General features: G+C 61.3%; 24 protein-coding genes and 1 riboswitch. Of the genes, 8 read left to right on the top strand and 16 right to left on the bottom strand.

Annotated elements, in window-relative coordinates; genetic code table 11:
* Position 1 precedes the first annotated feature (1 nt).
* Positions 2–1,108, bottom strand: coding sequence for a 23S rRNA (adenine(2503)-C(2))-methyltransferase RlmN (gene rlmN, locus I6J72_RS03130; protein WP_039676256.1), 1,107 nt, complete (start codon positions 1,106–1,108; stop codon positions 2–4).
* 94 nt (positions 1,109–1,202) lie between these two features.
* On the opposite strand from rlmN, the gene I6J72_RS03125 reads away from it, so the two are divergent.
* Positions 1,203–1,670, top strand: a complete 468-nt coding sequence (locus I6J72_RS03125) for a lipopolysaccharide assembly LapA domain-containing protein (protein ID WP_204099883.1) — start codon at positions 1,203–1,205, stop codon at positions 1,668–1,670.
* Between the two features lie 15 nt (positions 1,671–1,685).
* Here I6J72_RS03125 and I6J72_RS03120 read toward each other — a convergent pair whose 3' ends face one another.
* The 5 genes from I6J72_RS03120 to rpsB all read right to left on the bottom strand — a co-directional run bounded on the left by I6J72_RS03120 (position 1,686) and on the right by rpsB (position 6,173).
* The gene (locus I6J72_RS03120; protein WP_174519867.1) at positions 1,686–2,540 is read right to left on the bottom strand and encodes a phosphatidate cytidylyltransferase; all 855 of its coding nucleotides are present in this window, start codon (positions 2,538–2,540) and stop codon (positions 1,686–1,688) included.
* Positions 2,541–2,685: 145 nt separating this feature from the next.
* Positions 2,686–3,243 (bottom strand): ribosome recycling factor, encoded by a 558-nt coding sequence (gene frr / locus I6J72_RS03115; RefSeq protein ID WP_039675919.1) that lies wholly within the window; start codon positions 3,241–3,243, stop codon positions 2,686–2,688.
* A gap of 71 nt (positions 3,244–3,314) precedes the next feature.
* A complete protein-coding gene (gene pyrH, locus I6J72_RS03110; RefSeq protein WP_039675921.1) occupies positions 3,315–4,052 on the bottom strand; it encodes a UMP kinase in 738 nt (245 codons plus the stop codon).
* A 230-nt stretch (positions 4,053–4,282) separates the two neighbouring features.
* Positions 4,283–5,095 (bottom strand): translation elongation factor Ts, encoded by an 813-nt coding sequence (tsf, locus tag I6J72_RS03105; RefSeq protein WP_039675923.1) that lies wholly within the window; start codon positions 5,093–5,095, stop codon positions 4,283–4,285.
* Positions 5,096–5,345: 250 nt separating this feature from the next.
* Complete coding sequence (gene rpsB / locus I6J72_RS03100; protein WP_039675925.1) at positions 5,346–6,173, bottom strand: 30S ribosomal protein S2; 828 nt, start codon at positions 6,171–6,173, stop codon at positions 5,346–5,348.
* 431 nt (positions 6,174–6,604) lie between these two features.
* Here rpsB and I6J72_RS03095 point away from each other — a divergent pair, with 431 nt between their 5' ends.
* Positions 6,605–7,123 carry a M23 family metallopeptidase gene (locus I6J72_RS03095; protein WP_070672255.1) on the top strand — a complete coding sequence of 173 codons (519 nt, stop codon included), beginning with the start codon at positions 6,605–6,607 and terminating at the stop codon, positions 7,121–7,123.
* On the opposite strand, the gene I6J72_RS03090 is transcribed toward I6J72_RS03095, so the two are convergent.
* The 9 genes from I6J72_RS03090 to rplS all read right to left on the bottom strand — a co-directional run bounded on the left by I6J72_RS03090 (position 7,086) and on the right by rplS (position 14,402).
* A complete protein-coding gene (locus I6J72_RS03090; protein ID WP_204099882.1) occupies positions 7,086–7,997 on the bottom strand; it encodes a tyrosine recombinase XerC in 912 nt (303 codons plus the stop codon). The genes I6J72_RS03095 and I6J72_RS03090 overlap by 38 nt on opposite strands.
* A 15-nt stretch (positions 7,998–8,012) precedes the next feature.
* The gene (gene dprA / locus I6J72_RS03085; protein ID WP_204099881.1) at positions 8,013–9,191 is read right to left on the bottom strand and encodes a DNA-processing protein DprA; all 1,179 of its coding nucleotides are present in this window, start codon (positions 9,189–9,191) and stop codon (positions 8,013–8,015) included.
* A complete protein-coding gene (locus I6J72_RS03080; RefSeq protein ID WP_204099880.1) occupies positions 9,188–10,711 on the bottom strand; it encodes a YifB family Mg chelatase-like AAA ATPase in 1,524 nt (507 codons plus the stop codon). Before I6J72_RS03080 ends, dprA begins: the two co-directional genes overlap by 4 nt.
* On the bottom strand, positions 10,698–11,123 hold the full coding sequence (locus tag I6J72_RS03075) for a YraN family protein (RefSeq protein ID WP_204099879.1): 426 nt from the start codon (positions 11,121–11,123) through the stop codon (positions 10,698–10,700). The genes I6J72_RS03080 and I6J72_RS03075 overlap by 14 nt, the downstream gene beginning before the upstream one ends.
* Positions 11,124–11,325: 202 nt before the next feature.
* Entirely contained in the window at positions 11,326–11,631 is a 306-nt protein-coding gene (locus I6J72_RS03070; protein ID WP_039675937.1) for a DUF2469 domain-containing protein, read from the bottom strand.
* Positions 11,632–11,722: 91 nt separating this feature from the next.
* Complete coding sequence (locus I6J72_RS03065) at positions 11,723–12,364, bottom strand: ribonuclease HII (RefSeq protein WP_204099878.1); 642 nt, start codon at positions 12,362–12,364, stop codon at positions 11,723–11,725.
* Positions 12,361–13,089 (bottom strand): signal peptidase I, encoded by a 729-nt coding sequence (gene lepB, locus I6J72_RS03060; protein WP_204099877.1) that lies wholly within the window; start codon positions 13,087–13,089, stop codon positions 12,361–12,363. Before lepB (I6J72_RS03060) ends, I6J72_RS03065 begins: the two co-directional genes overlap by 4 nt.
* Positions 13,067–13,762: a signal peptidase I gene (gene lepB, locus I6J72_RS03055; RefSeq protein WP_204100412.1), complete on the bottom strand. Its 696-nt coding sequence runs from the start codon at positions 13,760–13,762 to the stop codon at positions 13,067–13,069. The genes lepB (I6J72_RS03060) and lepB (I6J72_RS03055) overlap by 23 nt, the downstream gene beginning before the upstream one ends.
* Before the next feature lie 295 nt (positions 13,763–14,057).
* Positions 14,058–14,402, bottom strand: a complete 345-nt coding sequence (gene rplS, locus I6J72_RS03050) for a 50S ribosomal protein L19 (RefSeq protein ID WP_115022704.1) — start codon at positions 14,400–14,402, stop codon at positions 14,058–14,060.
* Between the two features lie 174 nt (positions 14,403–14,576).
* Positions 14,577–14,691: riboswitch (TPP riboswitch) on the top strand.
* On the opposite strand from rplS, the gene thiC reads away from it, so the two are divergent.
* The 6 genes from thiC to I6J72_RS03020 all read left to right on the top strand — a co-directional run bounded on the left by thiC (position 14,687) and on the right by I6J72_RS03020 (position 20,347).
* On the top strand, positions 14,687–16,489 hold the full coding sequence (gene thiC / locus I6J72_RS03045) for a phosphomethylpyrimidine synthase ThiC (RefSeq protein WP_204099876.1): 1,803 nt from the start codon (positions 14,687–14,689) through the stop codon (positions 16,487–16,489). Its footprint overlaps the riboswitch before it by 5 nt.
* Complete coding sequence (locus I6J72_RS03040) at positions 16,482–17,132, top strand: thiamine phosphate synthase (RefSeq protein WP_204099875.1); 651 nt, start codon at positions 16,482–16,484, stop codon at positions 17,130–17,132. The genes thiC and I6J72_RS03040 overlap by 8 nt, the downstream gene beginning before the upstream one ends.
* The gene (gene thiO / locus I6J72_RS03035) at positions 17,129–18,274 is read left to right on the top strand and encodes a glycine oxidase ThiO (RefSeq protein WP_204099874.1); all 1,146 of its coding nucleotides are present in this window, start codon (positions 17,129–17,131) and stop codon (positions 18,272–18,274) included. The genes I6J72_RS03040 and thiO overlap by 4 nt, the downstream gene beginning before the upstream one ends.
* Positions 18,271–18,468 (top strand): sulfur carrier protein ThiS, encoded by a 198-nt coding sequence (gene thiS / locus I6J72_RS03030; protein WP_204099873.1) that lies wholly within the window; start codon positions 18,271–18,273, stop codon positions 18,466–18,468. The genes thiO and thiS overlap by 4 nt, the downstream gene beginning before the upstream one ends.
* A gap of 7 nt (positions 18,469–18,475) precedes the next feature.
* Entirely contained in the window at positions 18,476–19,255 is a 780-nt protein-coding gene (locus tag I6J72_RS03025; RefSeq protein WP_204099872.1) for a thiazole synthase, read from the top strand.
* A 33-nt stretch (positions 19,256–19,288) separates the two neighbouring features.
* Positions 19,289–20,347: a ThiF family adenylyltransferase gene (locus I6J72_RS03020; protein WP_204099871.1), complete on the top strand. Its 1,059-nt coding sequence runs from the start codon at positions 19,289–19,291 to the stop codon at positions 20,345–20,347.
* Here the strand turns inward: I6J72_RS03020 and I6J72_RS03015 are convergent.
* Complete coding sequence (locus I6J72_RS03015) at positions 20,344–22,509, bottom strand: YhgE/Pip domain-containing protein (protein WP_204099870.1); 2,166 nt, start codon at positions 22,507–22,509, stop codon at positions 20,344–20,346. The two genes, I6J72_RS03020 and I6J72_RS03015, sit on opposite strands and share 4 nt — an antisense overlap.
* Positions 22,510–22,569: the final 60 nt, after the last annotated feature.

Here is a 22,569-nt window from a genome sequence, read left to right as displayed (position 1 = left end):
GCTAAGCAGTTTCGCGTTCATCAGCGGCGAGCTGGCCACAGGCCGCGGCAATCTCATCGCCCTTGGTGTCGCGCACCGTGCACGGCACACCTTGAGCAATGACGCGGCGCACGAACTCGTCCTGGCGGGCCTTAGGCGCTGCGTCCCACTCGGAGCCAGGCGTGGGGTTAAGCGGAATGACATTGACGTGAACCTTGGAACCGAGCGCTGCGTGCAGCTTCTGTCCCAGCATGTCTGCGCGGAAGTCTTGGTCATTCTTGTCCCGAATAAGCGCGTACTCGATGGACACGCGGCGGCCAGACTTATCAGCGTAGTAGCGGGCAGCGTCGAGCACGTCATCAACCGGCCAGCGGTTATTAACCGGCACGAGGGTATCGCGCAACTCATCATCCGGGGTATGCAGGGAAACTGCCAGAGTGCAGGAGAGGTCCTCATCGGCCAGCTTGCGAATAGCTGGAGCCAGGCCCACGGTGGAAACGGTGACGTTGCGCTGCGACAAGCCGAAGCCAGTCAAGTCCTGTCCGGTGATCTGACGGACTGCCTGGACGACGCGCTTGTAGTTCGCGAGCGGCTCGCCCATGCCCATAAACACGACGTTGCTCAGGCGGCCACCTTCTGCCTCCATGAGGCGTGCGGCGTGGCGGAACTGCTCCACAATTTCAGCCGTGGACAGGTTACGGTCTAGGCCGCCCTGGCCGGTAGCACAGAACGGACACGCCATGCCGCAACCAGCCTGGGAAGAAATGCACAGCGTAGCGCGGCCCGGGTAGCGCATCAGGACCGACTCCAACAGCGTGCCATCGTGCAAACGCCACAGGGACTTGGTGGTTTCGCCATCATCTGTAGAGGTTTGGCGGATGGGCGTCATGAGCTCAGGGAAGAGCTTTTCTTGGACAGCATCGCGGGAAGCAGCCGGGATGTCGGTCATCTCGGAAACGTCGGCGGTGTAGTGAACGTAGTAGTGCTTGGCCAGCTGCTTTGCTCGGAACTTGGGCAGGCCAAGTTCGGCGAGCGCTTCAATGCGCTCGTCCTCGGTCAAGTCCGCGAAGTGCTTCGGGGGTAGCCCGCGACGCGGAGCAGAGAAGTTCAATTTCAGTGGTTCAGCCATGGTGAGGCCCATTTTTCCACGTTTTTGGCCACATTATCCAATCGAAGCTCCGCTGGAGTGGCGAAAGTGACATGTTGACCTATTTAATAGGTGTATGACGAATCCAGAACATAGCTCTGAAAATCTCCGCTCAACCTCCGGCCCTTTCGCTGACAACGAACCGAGCACAAATTTCGACGCGCAGCCTGACAACACTGCCTACGAGACCACCCCGGATACCGCGGGGGCTGTCGAACCCGCCGGCACGACGACTGATAGCACTACTACGGCGACTTCCCCGGCAACGACCACGGACAAGAACAACGGCAAGGTTAAGGGCTCTTTTGCCGCCAGCACCTGGATTGCCCTCATCGTGGGCTTCTTGCTGCTGATTGTGCTCATCATCTTCATTCTGCAGAACCAGCACGAAGTACCGCTCAACTTCCTCAACTGGTCTGTCGAATTCCCGGCCGGCGTTACCTACCTCATCTGCGCCATTGCCGGTGCACTCATCATGGCGCTCGTCGGCGGCTGGCGTATGTTTGAGCTGCGCCGCCAGGTGCGCAAGCAGGCTCGACGCTAGGCGTCCGAGCACTCCCTAGGGGGTAAGGGTGGCCAGGAAACTCATGGCCACCCAGGTCACCATTGCTGACGGCAACATGCCGTCGAGTCGGTCCATAAGGCCGCCGTGGCCCGGCAACAGGTCCGACATATCCTTGATACCCAGCTCGCGTTTGAATTGTGATTCCACGAGGTCACCCAGCGTGGCACAGAATACGAGTCCAAGGCCCATCAGTGCGCCAACCCACGGGGTATGGTGAAGCAAGAAAGCAAAGCACAGCGCGCCAGTGACGGTGCCGAACACGACAGAGCCAGCGAAGCCTTCCCAGGACTTCTTCGGGCTCACGGCAGGGGCCATGGGGTGCGAACCAAACATGACGCCCGCGATGAAGCCACCGGTATCTGACGCCACCACGCAGAGCATGAAAACAACAATGGACGCCGCTCCGGATGCAAAAGGCGTCTCGACGCGAGACAGCATCGCCGCGAACGTACCGAAAAGCGGAATCCACGTCAGAACGAAGATGCCCACGGACATATCGCGCAGATAGTTAATCGGCGGGCGATGTCGACCATTATGGAAAAGGCGCCCAAACATGAGGGCGAGCACGGCCACGACATAGACCGCTACGAGTCCCGGAGCATTCAGGAACCACGAGACCCACACCATCGCTTGCCCCAAGACGATAAGCAGCGTGCGTGGCACGTAATAAGAGTGCTCGCGCAGGCGTGTCAGCACCTCCCACATAGCCACGCCAAGCGCTGCTGCGACCACCAAGTACCACACGAAGGGGCCAGCCCACACGGCGAAGACAACCAGTGCACCAAGTCCGACGCCTACGCCAATAGCAGCAGGCAGATCTCGGCCCGCATTGTTCTTCGGCTTGGGCATCCGGCGAGTGTGCCGTGAGTGCTCAGTGGTCACGCTAACTCCTTCACACGTAATGGAATGTCATCGTGGGGTCCTACACAGAAAAATGCCGCCGTGCTGGTCGGTGCCCTTGGCGCGGCGGCGGTTCGGAGTTCATAGCAGGAGGCTAGACCTCCATGAGCTCCTCTTCCTTGTTGGCGACGAGCTTGTCTACCTGCTCGATGTAGCCGGAAGTAATCTTTTCCATTTCCTTCTCGGCGGCGATAACCTCATCCTCGCCCGCGTCGCCATCCTTCTGCAGTTTCTTGAGCTGCTCCATTGCCTTGCGGCGAATGTTGCGGATAGCAATCTTGCCATCCTCGCCCTTGCTCTTTGCCATCTTAACCATGTCGCGACGGCGCTCCTCCGTGAGCTGCGGAACAGTCACGCGCAATACCTGACCGTCATTGGTCGGGTTTACGCCGAGATCCGAGTTACGGATTGCGTTCTCAATCTCACCAATCATGGACTGCTCGTAGGGCTTGATAAGCAGCATGCGCGGCTCCGGAACGGAGATAGTGGACATCTGCGTAATCGGAGTCGGCACGCCGTAGTAATCCGCGACCAAGCCGTTGAACATGGACGGGTTCGCGCGGCCGGTACGGATGGTGAGGAGCTGCTCGCGGGCATGCTCCACTGAGGCGGTCATGTGCTCTTCTGCTTCGAGCTGGATCTCGTCGATCATGAGGGTTTACAACTCCCTTGCAATAGTTAAAAGTTCTGGGAAAGAATCTAGCAGGTCGCGGCCGGTTTGTACTAAGACTGGACCAGCGTGCCGATCTTCTCACCATTAACGGCACGCTTAATGTTGCCGTCGGTCAGGAGGTTAAACACCAAGATCGGCATGTTGTTGTCCATGCACAGGCTGAATGCGGTGGCATCTGCTACCTTCAGGCCCTTCTCAATGACCTCACGCGGGGTGATTTCGGAGTACAGCTCAGCATCCGGGTTGGTGCGCGGGTCAGCGGAATATACGCCGTCCACGGCCTTGGCCAAGAAGAGCACCTCCGCCCCAATTTCGAGCGCGCGTTGTGCGGCAGTGGTGTCGGTGGAAAAGTACGGCATACCCATGCCTGCACCGAAGATGACGACGCGGCCCTTCTCCAAGTGGCGATCTGCGCGCAGCGGCAGGTACGGCTCTGCTATCTGGGCCATGTTGATGGAGGTCTGCACGCGGCAGTCGATGCCTTGCTGCTTGAGGAAGTCCTGCAGCGCCAAGGAGTTCATGACGGTGCCCAGCATGCCCATGTAGTCAGAACGCGCGCGGTCCATGCCACGCTGGGAGAGCTCAGCGCCACGGAAGAAGTTGCCACCGCCGATGACCACGGCAATTTCAGTACCCTGGTTAGCCACCTCGGCGATCTGACGTGCGACGTTTTCCACTACATCGGGGTCGATGCCAACCTTGCCTCCGCCAAACATCTCACCGCCCAGCTTCAGCATGACTCGCTTGTATCCGGTTCGCTTCGGTCCAGGGGTCGTCACGGCCTTCATCGTCTCCTTCACGCATGGCGGTGCTCCACATTGAGCATCCGAGTTGAGCACTTCACTTTTTCTGTTCCATCTTAACCATAGCTGCGTCCGTCATAAATATTCACCCACGGCTGTGCGTGAGCAGTGCTTGACGACGTCCCCAAAACGCAAACGTCCCCCTCTCCTACCCCTGTACATCGTGGGGAGGGAGAAGGGGGACGGTGAGTCAGCGCGTCGCGCCTGAATGGCGTTTAGGCGCCTACCTCGTAGCGAACGAAGTTGGTGATGGTGGTGCCAGCCTCGTCAGCAACCTGCTTGACGGTCTTCTTGGAGTCAGACAGAGATGCCTGCTCGAGAAGAACCACAGACTTGTAGAAGCCGTTGAGGCGGCCTTCCACGATCTTCGGCAGAGCAGCCTCCGGCTTGCCTTCCTCGCGGGTGGTGGCCTCAGCGATCTCGCGCTCCTTCTCAACGACTTCAGCCGGAACATCCTCGCGAGTGAGGTACTCGGCGTTCATGGCAGCAATCTGCAGGGCCACTGCGTGTGCGCCTTCAGCGTTGCCCTCGTAGGAAACGAGAACACCGACAGCCGGCGGCAGGTCAGCGGAACGCTGGTGCAGGTAGACAGCAACGTTGTCGCCCTCGATGGTGACTGCGCGGCGTGCCTGCAGCTTCTCACCGGTCTTTGCGGACTCTTCGTCGACGACCTCAGAAACCTTCTTGCCATCGATCTCGAGGTTGTTGAGCTCCTCGCCGGAGTTAACCTTGGCCTCGCCAGCAGCCTCAGCAATCTTGGCAGCGAAGGACTTGAAGGCCTCGTTCTTAGCCACGAAGTCGGTCTCGCAGTTGATCTCGACCATGGTGTTGCCGGACACGGCAATCAGACCCTCGGTAGCCTCGCGCTCAGCACGCTTGGACACGTTCTTCGCACCCTTGATGCGCAGGTACTCGACAGCCTTGTCGTAGTCACCCTGGGACTCGTCGAGAGCCTTCTTGCAATCGAGCATGCCGGCGCCGGTGGCCTCACGCAGTGCCTTAACGTCTGCAGCAGTGTAGTTCGCCATAGTTGGAGCGTTCCTCCTTGGAATTAAACGGTATTCGATGAAACAGCGTAGCTGAATCGCTTCCACCACGTCGCGTTGAGGGGGTGTTAGTGATTCTCAACTCCCCCGCGAGGGTAACGCGCACGACACCGCAGTGCCTGTTGACGGCGTGGTGGCGTGTCACGCGCCATGATGGGGCGCGTGAGAAAAAGCCCCCATCGCCGCGGGTCTGTATGTACCGCGCGGTGCGGGGGCTTTTAGGCAGTGCAGATTACTCTGCGGACTTCTCGGCGTCCTCAGCCTTCTCGGCGGAGGCCGGGTCGGAAGCAGCGGCAGCCTCAGCGGCGTCGCGAGCGTCCTTCTCAGCGGAATCGCCGGCAGCTTCCTTAGCCTGAGCAAGCTGACGCTCTTCGCGAGCCTTCTTGCCCTCTTCCACTGCGGTGGCGATGATGCCGGACAGCAGCTTGGTGGCGCGGATAGCATCGTCGTTGCCCGGGATCGGGAAGTTGACCTCATCCGGGTCGCAGTTGGTATCCAGGATGGCAACAACCGGGATGTTGAGCTTGTGGGCTTCCTTGACCGCGATGTGCTCCTTGTTGGTGTCAACGATCCACAGTGCGGACGGAGCCTTGGTCATGTCGGAGATGCCGCCCAGGACGCGCTCGAGCTTAACGCGCTCGCGGGTAAGCATGAGAACTTCCTTCTTGGTGCGGCCCTTGTAGCCGTCCTCTGCAGCGTCCATAGCCTGCAGTTCCTTCATGCGCTTCAGGCGCTTGGACACGGTCTGGAAGTTGGTGAGCATACCGCCCAGCCAGCGGTGGTTGACGTACGGCATGCCAACGCGGGTTGCCTCTTCGGCAACAGCTTCCTGAGCCTGCTTCTTGGTACCAACGAAGAGGATGGTGCCGCCGTGTGCGACGGTCTCCTTAACGAACTCGAAGGCCTCATCGATGTAGGTCAGCGTCTGCTGCAGGTCAATGATGTAGATGCCGTTACGGTCGGTGAAGATGTAGCGCTTCATCTTCGGGTTCCAGCGACGGGTCTGGTGACCGAAGTGGACACCAGCGTCGAGGAGCTCGCGCATGGTTACAACTGCCATGATTCGCTCGCTTTCTATACGTTGTTTCGGTTTTGCAAAAATTGTGCGGTATTTTATCCCGCACCCTAGCAACGAAGGCCCAGGCCAACACCCCGACTCAACGGGGACCGCGTTAACCACAGACTGTCTCTTCCTTAACCCAGGAAGCGACGACTTCGCCGCGCGTAGTCAATCTAGAGTTCCACTCTTCATGCACCTCGGGCAGGGAGCCTGAAGGACAACACAAGAGCAGTGAACACAGACTGCTGACGGCCAGCTTAGTACTGCACGCGCGAGGATTCCAAAACGACAGACCCTAAACTCACAGGGACTTTGTTGACAGCCCCACCTAGCTTCCCCACGGCTGAAACATACGTTTCTTCTTTAACAGTTTATCCACACCTCACTTTCTCCCCCTTCCCACGACAATCTCAAGCATCAATGCTGGAATCATGCAGCACCGTTGTCACATCACCACCGTTCTTGCGACCGTCGCCGTCCTGGCTCACGTTGCCGTAGTCACTGTTCCGCAGGCCCTGTCTTACGTCGATCCGACGACCGGTTTTCCCACAGCTACTCAGGTATTGCGGGGATTCGAGCCTCCCGAGCAGCGCTGGCTCTCCGGTCATCGCGGTGTTGACTTAGCCCTGCCAGTAGGCGGCTCTGTGCGCGCGGCCGGGGATGGAGTGGTGCACTTCGCGGGTTCGGTCGCTGGTAAACCCGTGGTATCCATCAAGCATGACGACGGGATTCGCACGACCTATCAACCTGTCTTTGCGAGAGTCAAAAAAGGTGACCACGTCACAGAGGGAGACATCATTGGCACGCTGGCGCCGTCCGTCGACGGCTATCCGGGACTCCACTGGGGTGCCGTGGAAGGACGTGAGGACTACATCGACCCATTAGGGCTGTTGGGCGAACCCGTCATCCGGCTCAAGCCCGTGGGTGGGAACGCGCGTAGACGTCCTTGAGTCTCTGCGCCGAAACGTGGGTATAGACCTGCGTGGTCTGCAGCGAAGAGTGCCCCAACAACTCTTGGACAATACGGAGATCAGCGCCGCCTTCTAATAAATGCGTGGCGGCCGAGTGCCGAAGTCCGTGCGGGGTCAGACCCGACTCTCCTGTTACTTGTGCGGCGCGGTCCACAACTCGTCGCACTTGGCGGGCATCAATACGACCACCCCGAGTCCCCACAAACACCGCCTCCGTGTCACCCGCTAGCTGTCCGCGCCCAGAACTCAACCACGCTTCAAGCGCCTCTGCAGCTGCTGCCCCAAAGGGCACAACCCGTTGTTTATTTCCCTTACCGGTTACGCGCGCGGTTCGGCGCGCGAGGTCAACATCGCCGATATCCAGCCCAACCAGTTCCGCAACACGCACGCCCGTGGCGTAGAGGAATTCCAGCATGGCGCTATCACGCAGGAAGTGAACCTCATCAGTGGAGACTGCATTGCCCATGAGCTCACCTGCGGCGGTGGGTGACATGACGGTCGGCAAGTGCTTGCCTACTTTTGGCGTAACGAGGCGTTGAGCCACATCAGTGGCGAGATAACCTTCACGTGCCGCCCACGTCGAAAATGCGCGCAGCGACGCGGTGCGCCGCGCCAGCGTGGACCGAGACTTCCCTTCCTCGACTGCGCGTGCCAGCCACGCGCGCAGCGCAGTCAACGTGAACGAGGCAAAGTCAGGCACGCTGCCACTAAGCAGGCGCAAGTCTGAGCAGTATCCGCGAACGGTGGCGGATGAGCGGCCACGGACAACACGCTGGTGTTCAGCGAAGTCCTCTATTGCTTCCTCCAGCTGCGCCCCGACGCGCCGCCCACCGTTTTCACTTGCGCCACTCATAACTCAAGAGTGTACTCACGTACGCTGCCATAGCGCTCCAGTACGGCTTATCACCCCCATCTTCTGCATCGCCACCAGCAGGTGCACTGTCAAGGCCACGCGCATTCCTGCCGCCGCGGCAATGTCTTCGGCGCTCGCTCCTTCATCCGCGGTTTCAGGAGGCGTGGAGTCATACACCTTGAGCTCGTTTCGAGAAAGCCGCTGAACCGCTGTGGGCTGGAATTCCAGCTCGTATTGTCCCGCCGCGTCCACGGCACCGACTTGGCCAACCAAGCCTCGTACCTCATCAGCAGAAGCCACCAATTGCGCGCGACCTTCCTGGATACGCTGGTGACAGCCCAATGAACCCGACGTTGTTATCGGCCCCGGAACCGCCATAGCTACCCTGCCCAGAGCTTCCGCCCAGTTCAAGGTGTTGAGCGCGCCCGATCTGAAACCGGCCTCCACGACCACAGTGCCCGCCGTCATTGCTGCCACCAGCCGGTTACGAGAAAGAAATCGAAAGCGCTGCGGCCGGGTTCCCGGCGCGAACTCCGAAACAACGCAGCCTGACGCGGCAATCTTCTCAAAGAGCTGTGCGTTGCGCGCCGGATAGGAAATGTCGATGCCGCAGGCGGCCACCGCCACTGTCTGGCCGCCTGCGTCCAAGGCGCTTTCGTGAACAGCGGTGTCCACACCAACCGCGCCGCCAGAGACAACTGTCCACTGGTGTGTGGCTAAGCCACCTGCTAATAATCGGCTTGCTTCCCAGCCGTAGCGGCTAACTGCACGAGTGCCGACCAGAGCAACAGACTGCGCTACGGCCTCACGCAGATTACCGCCGCATACCCACAAACTATGGGGAGGGACGGCTTGGTCATCGAAGGTGGCGGGTGCATCGACAAGCCCCTGTTGATAGAAACCGAAAGCACTGGAGAACTCCTCGCCCGGCCATTCATTGTCGTCTGGGGTAATCAACCTCGCCCCAACTGCTTCCGCGGCGGCTAGGTCTTCATCTTGACGCAACCAGTCACGCCGCGAAGCCGTGGACTGGCGCAACGGACCGATCCAGTCCTCTCCCCTATAAATGCCGTGGGCAATCTCTTCTGCGGGGTAGTGAGTGAGCAATCCATGCAGCTCAGGTGAGGGTCCCTCCACCACGCGGTTGAGATAGGCCCAGGTGTGCTGGGGTGTCGATAGATTGAGCTCACTCATGCCGCCAACCTTTCGATTGTCCCCGCGCCGCGCAGGTCAAGTGCCCGGCTGACGTGGTCGAGGCCTGGGCGGGCTGCGCCATCAAGATCCGCCAGCGTCCAGGCCAATCGCAAGACTCGGTCCACGCCACGTTGGCTGAGCTCTCCTTCGGCCAAGTAGGCCGCCAGCATGATCATGGCGGATTCAGCTGCAGGACGATGACGCCGCAGATACGAGGCCGGAACAGCGCCATTATTCACCACTCCCAGACCGTCGTTCTCCCATCGAGTGGTCATGCGTTCACGGGCTTCGGCTACGCGCTGTGCAATAACAGCAGAGGTTTCCTCGCCTTCGGCATTGAGCACTGCGGACTGGCCGGACAAGGAGACGATAATGTCGAGGCGATCACGCAAGGGACCTGACAGATTGGAGAGATAGTTCATCCGGTCCACGGACCTGCATTCACACCGTGCTGGATCTTCAGTACCGCAGCGGCAGGGGTTCGCCGCGAGCACCAGCTGAAAACGCGCAGGGAATGTGACCTCCCGGCGCGCCCGGGCCAAACGCACCTGCCCTTCTTCCAACGGTGCGCGAAGGCCGTCCAACACCTGGGCAGGTACCTCACTAACTTCATCCAGGAAGAGAACCCCGTGGTGAGCTAGGCTCACAGCGCCCGGCCGCGGGCGGCCCGAGCCGCCGCCAATAAGCGCGGCTCTGGTCACTGAGGCATGCGGGGCGATAAAGGGGGCCCGGGAAATGACTGTCCCCACTGAGCCTGCCACCGAATGAATAGCGGTAGCTTCAACTGACTGGTCGGTAGTCAACCGCGGCAGAATGCTGGGCAAGCGGGAGGCAATCATGGACTTTCCAGACCCAGGTGGTCCGACCATCATGACGTGATGTCCGCCGGCTGCCGCGACCTCTGCTGCCCACTTAGCTTCCTTCTGGCCGGCCACTTCGCTGAAGTCGGCTGGCTCTTCGCGCAGCGCTACGACGTCGCGTGCAACAAGCTCCGCTGCGGCAAGACAATCGCTGCCACAAGCCCAGGCAAAAGCATCCCACAGTGTCTCCGCGACAAGGACCCGCATACCCGGCACAAGTGCTGCTTCAGCCGCATTGCCGGGAGGGATGATGAGCGTGTCATAGCCTTGTGAACGCGCTGCCAGAAGCGCGGGGATGATGCCAGATACTGGACGCACGCGGCCATCAAGTCCCAGCTCCCCCAGCACGATAGTCCCGGTGAGCCGGTTATTGTCCGGCTGTCCCGCTGCCAGAATGGCAAGTGCCATGGGCAAGTCGAAATGGGCTCCAGCCTTGGGCAGCGACGCCGGGGACATCGACACCACGACTTTGGTCTTGGGCCAGGGCAAGTGAGAGTTGCTCACCGCTGTGCGGATGCGGTCGCGCGACTCAGAAATCGCGGCATCGCCCAAGCCCACCACGTGTACTCCCGGGAGTCCTGGCCCGACATTGGCCTCCACCTCAACGACTTTGGCAAGTACGCCATCAAGTGCAATCGTGTCGCACCTACCGAGAGCCATGCTCCACCCCCTGAAAGTACTCCACATCGAAGTCAGCGCCGGATTGTACAAGGCCGAGGACGTCAAAGCGGACGTCGGAAAGCGGCTTGCCATCCAACCAGTAGGCGGCAGCCTTGCGCAGGCGCTGCAGTTTGCGCTTCGTCACTGCCTCTGCGACGCCGTAATTGCGGGTAGCACGGGTCTTTACCTCGACGAAGACAATTGTTCCATCCCGCTCGCGCACAACGAGATCTATCTCCCCTACGGAGTACTGCACGTTCGCAGCTATTACTTGGCTGCCGCGTGCCCGGTAGAAGTCGGCGGCGAATTTTTCACCCGCACGTCCTAAGGCGTCTTGGGGGCGGATGGTCTGGCCCGCAACGGGCGTAGTCAGTGTCCCTGTGCGAGTAGAGGATGCTGAAGTTCTGGTCATGGAGGTGCTCCTTGGAATGGTCGCGCTTTCTACACGCCGCAAGCACGACACAAGCCCAGTCCTCGTGCCGTGGACCTCACGGCACTATCCAGAACACCTCAGGTACCTAGCTCCTGACGAGGGGTCTGCAGCCCCACACGGCATATTTGTGGATAACGAGTCCGGGGTCACCCCACCCCCTCAGGGTTATCCACAGCCTGGGCTAGTCCGGAAGCACAAAGTCCGGCTTGTCCAGCTCCTCGATGTTGACGTCCTTGTAGGTGATAACGCGGACGTAGCGCACGAAACGTGCGGAGCGATACATATCCCAGACCCACGCATCCGACATGCGCACCTCGTAATAGACATCAGGTCCAGACGTGTGTGGGATAAGTTCGACGGCGTTGGCCAGGTAAAACCTGCGTTCGGTCTCCACCACATAGGAGAATTGGCTGACCACATCGCGGTACTCGCGGTACAGCGACAGCTCGACTTCAGCCTCGTAGTTATCGAGTTCCTCAGCGCTCACGGTGTGCTTCTCCTTCGCTCACGTCTCCGGTGGTTGTCACGTGTTGTGACAGAACGTGCCTCAGCTTACTTCCCACACAGCGTTGACGCGCTCAGGCGCGCGCGAGGAAGTCCGCATGAGCGCCGGCAACATTGCGATAACTCATCCGGTGCTCTGGGGTTGCCCCCATCCGGGCGATGGCCTCTTGGTGCGCGGCGGTGCCATATCCCTTGTGGTTGCCCAAGCCATAGCCCGGATAGCGCTCCTCTAGGTCCTCCATGAGACGGTCCCGAGAGACCTTGGCCAAGATACTGGCTGCTGCTATACATCGCGCTGCGGTATCACCACCGACGATCGGCAACTGCGGGGAAGGGATGCCGGGGACTCGGAGGGCGTCGGTAAGCACATAGCCCGGACGGACCTCCAACTGCGCCACCGCGCGGCGCATCCCGGACACATTGGCGTGTTGGATCCCAAACGTGTCGATGTCACGAGCCTCAATGTGCACCACGGACCAGGCTAGAGACCGTCGTTTAATGATCGGTTCCAACTGGGCACGTGCTGCTGGGCTCAGTTTCTTCGAATCATCAAGACGCTCGAGCCCCGGGAGGATACGTTCCGGAAGGATGCAGGCAGCAATGGTCACCGGGCCACAGCAGGCTCCTCGCCCAGCTTCATCCACGCCCGCCACCGGCCCCAGACCCGCCTTTGACAACGCCACCTCATACGTGCGCTTTTGCTTCAGCCGCCTCATAGTTCTGGATGGTCGATCGGGTGCGCGCGGCTGACCGGCAGGACCACGGCTTCGACTTTGCCACGCACATTCTCGACGGGGATGGTGCCCTGCAGCTTATCGCCCAGATGCGCGCGGGAGTCGAGGGAATTAGTGCGGTTATCCCCCATAACCCACAGGTGCCCGTCCGGTACCGTGACCGGACCAAAGTAGGCACCGCCGCACGCTTGGGAGGCCCCGCTACTATCGATGGGAATCTCTGGAGGGTCAAGGACAAAATCCTGGCTCGTTGCATGCCCGTCGACCATGACGGCAGGATCGCCTTCCTCGCAGGACACGGTCTGCCCACCGGTGGCGATGACACGTTTGACCAGGATGTTGTCACCGTTGGGCACCAGCCCCACCACAGCGCCTAGGTTTTGCAGCCCGCGCACGATAACGTTGCGGGAACGTGCGACGTCGAACGAGGTATTCCACGAATCTGGTCCGGAAAAGACCACGACATCTCCCGGTTGCGGGTCAGAGAAATAGTAGCTGACTTTCTGCACGACGATGCGGTCGTTCGCGCACCCAGGGCAGCCATGCAGGGTCGGTTCCATAGATGACGACGGGATAAGGTACATCCGACCTACGAAGGCTTGGATGAGCGCCAACGCAGCAAAGGTCACCGCAAGCGCCCACACCACGTCGCGTGTGCGCAGGCGTGCAGCTTCCTGGCTGCGTTTAGGACTGGATGTCCGGGTCATCGACCCCACCGATGCGGTTGAAGGGGAAGAACACGAACATGACCTTGCCGCGCACGTTCTCCAGGGGGATGGTGCCCTGGTACTCATCCTGCATGTGGTAGCGCGAGTCCGCCGATGCCGTGCGGTTATCACCCATCACCCAGATATTGCCTTCCGGTACGGTCACCGGACCAAAGTAAGCACCGCCGCAGGCATAGGAACCGGTAGTTTCGTCCACGCGGTACGTGGGCGGGTCCTGAACATAGTCCTGATCGATGGGCTTGCCATCCACCATGACGGCTGGGTCGCCCTCTTGACAGGACACAGTCTGCCCACCGGTAGCGATGACGCGCTTGACCAAGGTGTTTTCATCCGGCGGGGTAAGCGAGACATAGCTCAAGGCATCCTGAATACGGTGAATCACCGGGTTATCCGAGCGCGGGGATCGCCAGTTGGTATCCCAATCCTCGGTGCCCTTGAAGACGACAACATCACCCGGCTCTGGGTTCTTGTCACCGTAATAGGAGACCTTCTCGGTGAAAATGCGGTCATTGTTACAGCCAGCGCAGCCATGCAAGGTCGGCTCCATCGAACCGGAGGGGATGACGTACTGGCGGCCCACAAAGTTCTGGAACACACCGACCACCGCGAGTACGCAGACCACGACGATGACGGTCTCCAGGAACCACGGCATCTGCTTCTTTTCTTTCTCCTGCTCCTTCGCAGGCAGTGCAGTGCTTGGCGACGTCCCCCCTACCGCCGCATCCACGTTCTTCTCTGCGCCCTGCTCACCGCTGGTGACACCGTCAGTGAGATTCTCAGAGACACCTTCAGTCATGTCCTTGTCTTTATCCACGCGCTAAATCCTAGCAATGTGCAACGACATCCTCGGTATGTGGCTCGGCAGGAGCAGCGTTGTAAAGCACAAAGCCCTCCGCCTTTCCCACCAGGAAAGGCGGGAAGCGGAGGGCTGAGCAGAGCAGCTAGAACTAGCGACGCTCCTTGATGCGGGCCTTCTTGCCGCGCAGGTCGCGCAGGTAGTACAGCTTGGCGCGGCGAACGCGGCCGCGGCGAACTACCTCGATGGAGGCGATGTTCGGGGAGTGAACCGGGAAGGTACGCTCCACACCGATGCCGAAGGAAACCTTGCGGACGGTGAAGGTCTCGCGGATGCCGTCGCCCTGGCGGCGGATGCAGACGCCCTTGAAGAGCTGGGTACGCTCGGTGCTACCCTCGATAACCTTGACGTTGACGTCGAGGGTGTCACCCGGGCGGAAGGACGGGATATCGTCACGCAGCTGTGCTGCGTCAACCTTGTCAATGAGGTTTGCCATTGAATGTTTTCCTTTTCAGTTTAAGACAGAGGACCCTAGCGCCACCTTTCGGTAGCTGACCGGTTCGTGCCTGTTACATAGAACAACGTCATCTTTCCATACCTCACCCCCACCGGCCAAATTGTTCCAAATGCCTGACATGGCTGGGATTTACCCTCTATGGTGGGAAACGCACTGATACCCCACGGGTGCCCGCAGGAAGCGGGCTGAGAGTGGCGCTGATACCGCGCCTGCACCGTTCGAACCTGTCTGGTTAGCACCAGCGAAGGAAGAGAGGAGCAGCCATGACGGCTACCCATAACCCCATCCAGTCCTCCGACTCCGGAGAGATCCACCCCAAGCACTCCTACTCCCCCATCCGGGAGAAGGGCCTCGAGGTGCCTGAGACGGAAATCCAGCTGGATGATTCCCCCACCGGCCCCAACGAACCTTTCCGCGTATACCGCACCCGTGGCCCGGAGTGTGAACCTGAGGTGGGCCTGCCGGCACTGCGCGCAGAATGGATTGCCGAGCGCGGCGATGTAGAGGCCTACGAAGGCCGCGCCCGCAACTTGGCCGATGACGGCCGCTCCGCAGAGCGCCGCGGTGCTGCTTCCCAGGAGTGGAAGGGCGAGCGTCGCCAGCCGCTGCGTTCAAAGGAAGGCAAGCGTGTGACCCAGATGCACTATGCGCGCCAGGGCATCATCACCAAGGAAATGGAGTTCGTGGCCCTGCGCGAGCACTGCAAGCCGGAGTTTGTTCGCTCCGAAATCGCGCGCGGACGTGCCATCCTGCCCAACAACGTCAACCACCCGGAGTCTGAGCCGATGATTATCGGCCGCAAGTTCCTCACCAAGATCAACGCCAACATCGGCAACTCCGCGGTCACGTCCTCCATCGCTGAGGAAGTCTCCAAGCTGCGCTGGGCCACGCGCTGGGGCGCGGACACGGTCATGGACCTTTCCACCGGCGATGACATCCACACCACCCGCGAGTGGATTCTGCGCAACTCTCCCGTCCCGATCGGCACCGTGCCCATCTACCAGGCCCTGGAGAAGGTGAACGGCGTGGCGGAGGACCTCACCTGGGAAATTTTCCGCGATACCGTCATCGAGCAATGCGAGCAGGGCGTGGACTACATGACCATCCATGCCGGCGTGCTGCTGCCTTACGTGCCACTGACCACGGACCGCGTGACGGGCATTGTCTCCCGCGGTGGTTCCATCATGGCGGGCTGGTGCCTGGCACACCACAAGGAGTCCTTCCTCTACGAGAACTTCGACGAGCTGTGTGAGATTTTCGCGCGCTACGACGTCGCTTTCTCCCTTGGCGATGGTCTGCGCCCGGGTTCGCTGGCGGACGCCAATGACACCGCACAGTTCGCTGAGCTCAAGACTATCGGCGAGCTCACCCGGCGCGCCTGGGAGTATGACGTCCAGGTCATGGTGGAAGGCCCGGGCCACGTGCCGCTCAACATGATTCAGGAAAACAACGAACTGGAGCAAGACTGGGCTTCTGATGCTCCCTTCTACACGTTGGGCCCACTAGTCACAGATATCGCGCCGGGCTATGACCACATCACCTCCGCCATCGGCGCGGCACATATCGCCATGGGTGGCACGGCCATGCTGTGCTACGTCACCCCGAAGGAGCACTTGGGACTACCCAACCGCGATGACGTTAAGACTGGTGTCATTACCTACAAGTTGGCCGCACATGCGGCCGACGTGGCCAAGGGCCACCCAGGTGCACGCGCTTGGGACGATGCGATGAGCAAGGCCCGCTTCGAGTTCCGCTGGCACGATCAGTTCGCGCTCTCGCTGGACCCGGACACCGCGCAGGCCTACCACGATGAGACTCTGCCCGCCGAGCCAGCAAAGACGGCGCACTTCTGCTCGATGTGTGGCCCGAAGTTCTGCTCGATGCGTATCAGTCAAGACATTCGCGATACGTTCTCCGATTCCCTCGGCATGCCCAGCTTCCCGGGCCAAGGCTCCGTTGATCCTGATGTTATCGCTGCTGCCCGCGCAGGTGAGGAGCGCAAGTCGAAGGAGTTTAAGGCGCAGGGTTCACAGCTGTACCACGAGGAAGACGGCGTCAATGCCTGATCTTCGCTGCTACTTCGTCACGGGCGCAGGCTCGCATGCGGACATCGTGCGCATCGCGGCTGCCGCAGCGCGCGGCGGGGCGGGGGTCGTGCAGGTACGTTCTAAGCCGATTTCTGCCCACGACCTCTACCTGCTGGGCCGCGACGTGGCGCGTGCGGTGGCAGAGGCCAATCCAGAAACGCGTGTGCTTATCGACGACCGCGTGGACGTCGCCGCTGCCCTCCGCCGTGACGGCGAAGCAATCCACGGAGTGCACATTGGTCAAGACGATCTGCCCGTGGCAGCCGCCCGCGCACTGTTAGGGCCAGAGGCGATCATCGGGCTAACCACGGGCACCCGCGAGCTTGTCGCGGCCGCCAACGAGGTGGCTGAGTATATTGACTACATCGGTTGCGGCCCCTTCCGTACCACCCCAACGAAGAACTCCGGCCGCCCGCCGCTGGGTCTGGGCGCCTACCCGGAACTGGTAAAGCTCTCCCGCGTTCCCCTCGTGGCCATCGGGGATGTCACCGCTAACGATGCTGCGGACTTGGCTGCGACCGGCGTGGCCGGCCTAGCTGTCGTGCGCGGCATCATGCATGCCGATGACCCAGAAGCCTACTGCCGCGAGCTGTTGTCCGGCTTCGATGAAGGTACGCGATGAGTACCGCCACTGATTCTTCCGTCGTCATTGTCGGCGCAGGTGTAGTGGGCCTAGCCACCGCAGTGGAGCTGGCTTCCCGGGGCCACGAGGTCACCGTGCTGGATCCTGCGCCAGCCTCCGGAGCCACGCACTTCGCCGGAGGAATGCTCGCCCCCACTGCAGAGGTGGTGTACCAGCAGGATCCGCTCTTTCCCTTGATGCGCGCCTCCGGCGAGTGGTACCCGGAACTTATCGATCTGGTGGCTTCCCACACGGAGGTCCCCACCGGCTACCGTGATGAAGGCACCTTCGTCGTCGCCGCTGACCGGGCGGATGCCCAGCACCTTGTTGAGCTGGCTGACTATCAATCTCTCCACGACATGGAGGTCGAACGCATCACCGTACGCGAGGCGCGCCGCGCCGAACCGCTTCTTTCCCCGCGTCTCGCCGCTGCCGTGAGCATCCCCGGTGATACCCAGGTTTTTCCCCGCCAGTGGGCCGCTTCGCTGCTGAGCGCAGCCCAAGAACTCGGCGTGCGTTTCTTTCGTACGGCAGCGCAGTCGGTTGATGCCGCTAGAGGCGTGGTCAGCACTCCCGCTGGTAACTTCCACGCCGATGACGTCGTTCTGGCTGCTGGCCTGGGCGCCCGCGACGTCGACTGGGCACGCTCGGCGGGATTAGAACGCTCTCCCCTCCAACTACGCCCGGTGTACGGCGACATCGTGCGCCTGCGTGTGCCAGAGCACCTGCAGCCGCTGCTTAACCGGGTCGTCCGCGGCTTCGTGGAGGACCGCCCCGTCTACCTCATCCCCCGAACCGATGGCACCTTAGCCGTGGGCGCTACCACCCGCGAGGATACTCTCACCACGGCCCAGGCCGGCGGGGTCTACGCACTGCTTCGCGACGCCATCCGCATCCTCCCCGCCGTCGAGGAGTGCGAGTTCCTCGAGGCCAGCGCAGGTGCTCGTCCCGGCACACCGGATGACCTGCCTTATCTTGGCCGCGTCAGCGACCGGCTCGTCATCTCTACCGGCTATTTCCGCCACGGCATCCTGCTCACGGCCCTGGCCGCGCGCTGTACCCGCGAGCTCATCGACGGCAGCGAACCTAGTATCGATCTCACTGCCTGCAATCCCCTTCGACACCGCAAGGAGCAACAATGATCCTTACTCTCAACGGCCAGCCCTATGACACGGCGGCCAGCACCGTTGCCCAACTGCTGGAGGAAAAAGGCATTGCTGCCGACGGCACCGCGGTAGCCGTCGCCGACCAGGTCGTTCCCCGCTCACAATGGGAAACCACCCCACTTAACGAAGGCGCAACCGTAGAAATCCTCACCGCAGTACAGGGAGGCTAGAAGCTACATGCTCACTATTGCCAATACCACCTTTTCCTCGCACCTCATCATGGGCACCGGTGGGGCCACCAGCCACGAGGCCCTTGAGCGAGCACTCATCGCCTCCGGAACCGAGTTGACCACCGTGGCCATGCGCCGCCACGCCGGCACCAGTGACGGTGAAAGTATCTTTGAACTGCTGCGCCGCCTCAACATCGCGCCGTTGCCCAATACCGCCGGCTGCCGCACCGCGCGCGAGGCCGTTCTCACCGCCCGCATGGCCCGCGAGGCGCTGGGTACCTCGTGGGTGAAGGTAGAGGTCATCGCCGATGAACACACGCTGCTGCCCGATGTCGTAGAGACCCTCGACGCCACCGAGCTGCTCAGCGCCGAAGGATTTACCGTGCTGGCCTATACCAGCGACGACCCTGTGGCAGCCCAGCGACTTGAGGATGCTGGCGCTGCGGCCGTCATGCCGCTCGGCGCCCCCATCGGCACCGGCCTGGGCATCCTCAACTCGCACAACCTCGAGCTCATCTGCTCGCGCGCCTCGGTGCCCGTGCTTGTCGACGCCGGCATCGGCACCGCCTCCGACGCCACCCTCGCCATGGAACTCGGCTGCTCCGGCGTGCTGCTCGCCAGCGCGGTCAACCGTTGCCAGAACCCGGAAGCCATGGCCACCGCCATGCGCCACGCCGTCGAAGCAGGACGCCTCGCACGCAACGCCGGGCGCATCCCGCAGCGCGAGCACGCCCAGGCTTCCTCCACCTTCGAGGGTCTAGCCAACTGGGCTGACCAGGTCCTGTAGCCCACCACCGCCCCTTGTAGAAGGACTGCCATCATGCTCAGCGAGACCGAACTCGCCCGGACCGCGCGCCAACGCCTCCTGCCGGGCTTCGGCGACGTCGCCCAAGAACGACTCAATTCCGCGCACGTGCTCGTCGTGGGCGCCGGCGGGCTCGGTTGCCCCGCCCTTCAGCAGCTGGCCGCCGCAGGAATTGGCCGCATCACGCTCATTGATTCCGATACCGTCGACATCAGTAACCTGCACAGGCAGGTGTTGTTTGGTGCGGGGGACGTCGGCAAGTCCAAGGCGGAGGTCGCAGCCGCACGCGCCCGTGTACTCGCCCCCGAGCTCACCATCACCGCGATTGAGGAACGCCTCGATTCCTCTAACGTCCTCGAGTTGTGCGCTGCCGCTGACCTCGTCCTCGATGGCTCCGATACCTTCGACACGAAATACCTCGTCGCCGATGCCTGCGAGCTCACCTCCACCCCACTGGCCTGGGGGACCGTGCTGCGCTACGGCGGGCAGTCCGCCCTGTGGTACTCCGGCCACAACTGTGCCGACGGGCGCGGGGTGGGCCTGCGCGATCTCTTCCCCTCCCCGCCCACAGGTGAGTCCCTCGAGTGCTCGACAGCTGGGGTTCTCGGGGCCACGACGTCGGTCATTGCCGGACTGATGGCCACCGCAGCCCTCGCCACGCTCGGCGCGCTCCCCCACCACACCGAGCTTGTCGGGCGCGTGACCTCCTACGACGCTCTCCCCGGCAGCTTCCGCTCGCTTCACGTGGGCGCCGACCCTGACCGTCCACTCGTTACTGCATTGTCCGGCCAGCCCACTTTGCCGCCAGAGCTTCGCGAGGGCCACGCCGCCCTCCTCGACATTTCCGAACACCCCAGCCTCACTGCGGCCGCGGTATCACTGCCCTGGCATACCGTCACGGATGACGACTCTGTGCGCCATGCCCTCTCATCCTGCGACTCAGACCTGGTGTACGTGGCCTGTCCTTCTGGCGGGCGAAGCGCCGGTTTTGTCTTGCGCTACGCCGACCTCGCCTCCGAAATGGGCATCGAGCTGCGCAACCTCCCCGGCGGGCTCGGCGCGTACAGCTTCTAGGCGCTTACCGCTACCTTCGGGCGGAAGAGGTGCTCATCCAGGATGCGAGCCGTGCCGTGGTGGCGGGCTCGGAAGACCACGCAGGAGGCCACCAGCGCCAACGCGGTCACGATGAAGAGAACGGCGATACCCGCCCAGAAGGTTCCATCGTGGATACCGTCGGTAGCTCGGGTAAAGGCATTCTTCGCATACGACATCGGGTGGAATGGATGCAGCAGACTCAGCGGGCGTGGAATGGCAGCTACCGGCCACACACCGCCAAAGACCATGATTCCGAGGGCAAAGGCGCCGACGGAAAAGATTGCTCCAATCTTGCGGCCGAAAGTGACAAGGAAGAATTGGTACGTCGCCGCCCCGACCGCCGCAATCGCCGCGATAACGAGCAGCATCATCGGCCAGCTGGCTGGGGACCACCCCACCGTGGCTGACATGAAAGCCATGAAGCCCAGAACCAGGAAGTTGAGACCTGCCACCACACCAAACGCTGCCAGGACGCCACGAACCGGACTGGACGCGGCCCCACTGCGCCGCCCCAGATAGTACGGCAGCGTCATCGCTAGAAGCAGCATAACGAGGAAGCCAAAGACCAGCACGAAGAGCATCGATGCTCCGCCCGTAATGTTCTTGTGCGTCGGGTCGATCGGGTTGACCACGGTCTGCACCGGGTGAACATTGGACGAGGTGAAGTTAATGGGCACCGCCATGTTTTGTGCAGAGGTATCTGGTTGGCTGATGGAGGGAGCCTTCGCGGCGCCATCGGCCAGCTTGGTGGCTAGTTCGTTGGAGCCCTCCTTGAGTTGGTCCATGCCTGCCTTCAACTCTGTGCCACCGGACGCCAACTGGCTCGTTCCGTCTTTCAGTGTGCCCGTGCCGTCATGAAGACGAGTTGCGCCATCGTGAAGCTGGACGACACCACTGCTGAGCTCACCAACACCATTGCGCAGTTCCGTCGTTCCAGCGGCAAGGCGGTGGGCACCGTCATTGAGCGCCGTCATGCCGCCCAGGTACTCCGAGTTTGGGTCGGAGAGATTGTAATAAAGCTGGCCAGTACCGGCCGAAAGCTTCTCTAGTTGGGCCACCATATTGCTGCTAGCGGCCGGGTCGAGTTTGGAGACCAAAGAATACAACTGTTCAGCCTGCTCGGTCATATTGAGGTTTCGGAGGACGTCGACAAGCTGCAGCAGCGCAGGCACAACAGCCTGAGCCTGCTTGAGAAGCGGAATAAGCATGCTCGTGAGCTGATTGACACCGCCATCAATCTGGCCTGCACCATCAGCGAGGCGCCCAGTGCCAGCAAGCAATTTATCCGAGCCGTCTGCCAGTTGAGCAGCACCATCATCCAGTTGGGCGGCGCCAGCACTCAGACGCCCCACGCCTTCATTAAGCCGCGTCGTGCCATCCAGAAGCTGGCCCGTACCATTGTTGAGCTCAGTCGCACCGGAGTCGAGTTTGGTAATACCTTCGACCGCGCGGCCACCACCTTCTTGGAGCTTCCCCGCGCCCTCATCCAAGCGCCCCGCTCCTTCCGCTGCCGTTCCCAAACCTTCGCTGAGCTTGTTGAGCCCCTCAATGACCTGGTCGGCATATTTCTTGGAAATCGCATTCTCCACGCTGGTTTGAACCTGCGGGATGAGGCTCGACGAGATGACCGAGCCATTCGTGCCGTAATAATCGTTGGTGGCGAAGTGAATCTCCGGCTTGACCGGTTTCTCACTAATAATCGTCACGGCCTGCTCAGAGAAATTCTTCGGAATGGTCACGACCATGAGGTACTTACCTTTAAGCAGGCCCTCATCCCCATCGCCCTTGCTGACCTCGGCGAAATTGAGGTACTCCGTTTCCATGAGGCCTTCGACGACCTGATCACCGTAGTTGGTGTACTTGCCTTGCTTCTCGACGCCCACATCCTCATTCACCACCGCCAAGTCAATATTGCGCATGTACTTCGAGGGATCCCACATCGCCCACATCATGGTGCCGGCAACGACAATGGGTGCGACGAGCAGAAAAACAATCAGAACGCGCGACAGTGTACTCCTCGGCCGCCAGTCCAAAACGCGGTGCCACCCCATGGCCTCACTAGCGTCAGCGCACCCGCCCGCTTTTGCTGGCGAAGCATCATTCGCTTCCCGAGTAGTACTCGTTTCGTCCACTTGGCTCATGCCTGTCTCCTCATGGTGATAGTTCAGGTCCGCTTTCAGCGGTCTTTCCAGGCATTTCCG

Source organism: Corynebacterium sp. FDAARGOS 1242, assembly GCF_016889985.1.
Lineage (GTDB): Bacteria > Actinomycetota > Actinomycetes > Mycobacteriales > Mycobacteriaceae > Corynebacterium > Corynebacterium minutissimum_B.
The sequence above is the reverse complement of the archived record's forward strand: the minus strand, read 5'-3'. Positions and strand labels throughout refer to the sequence as shown.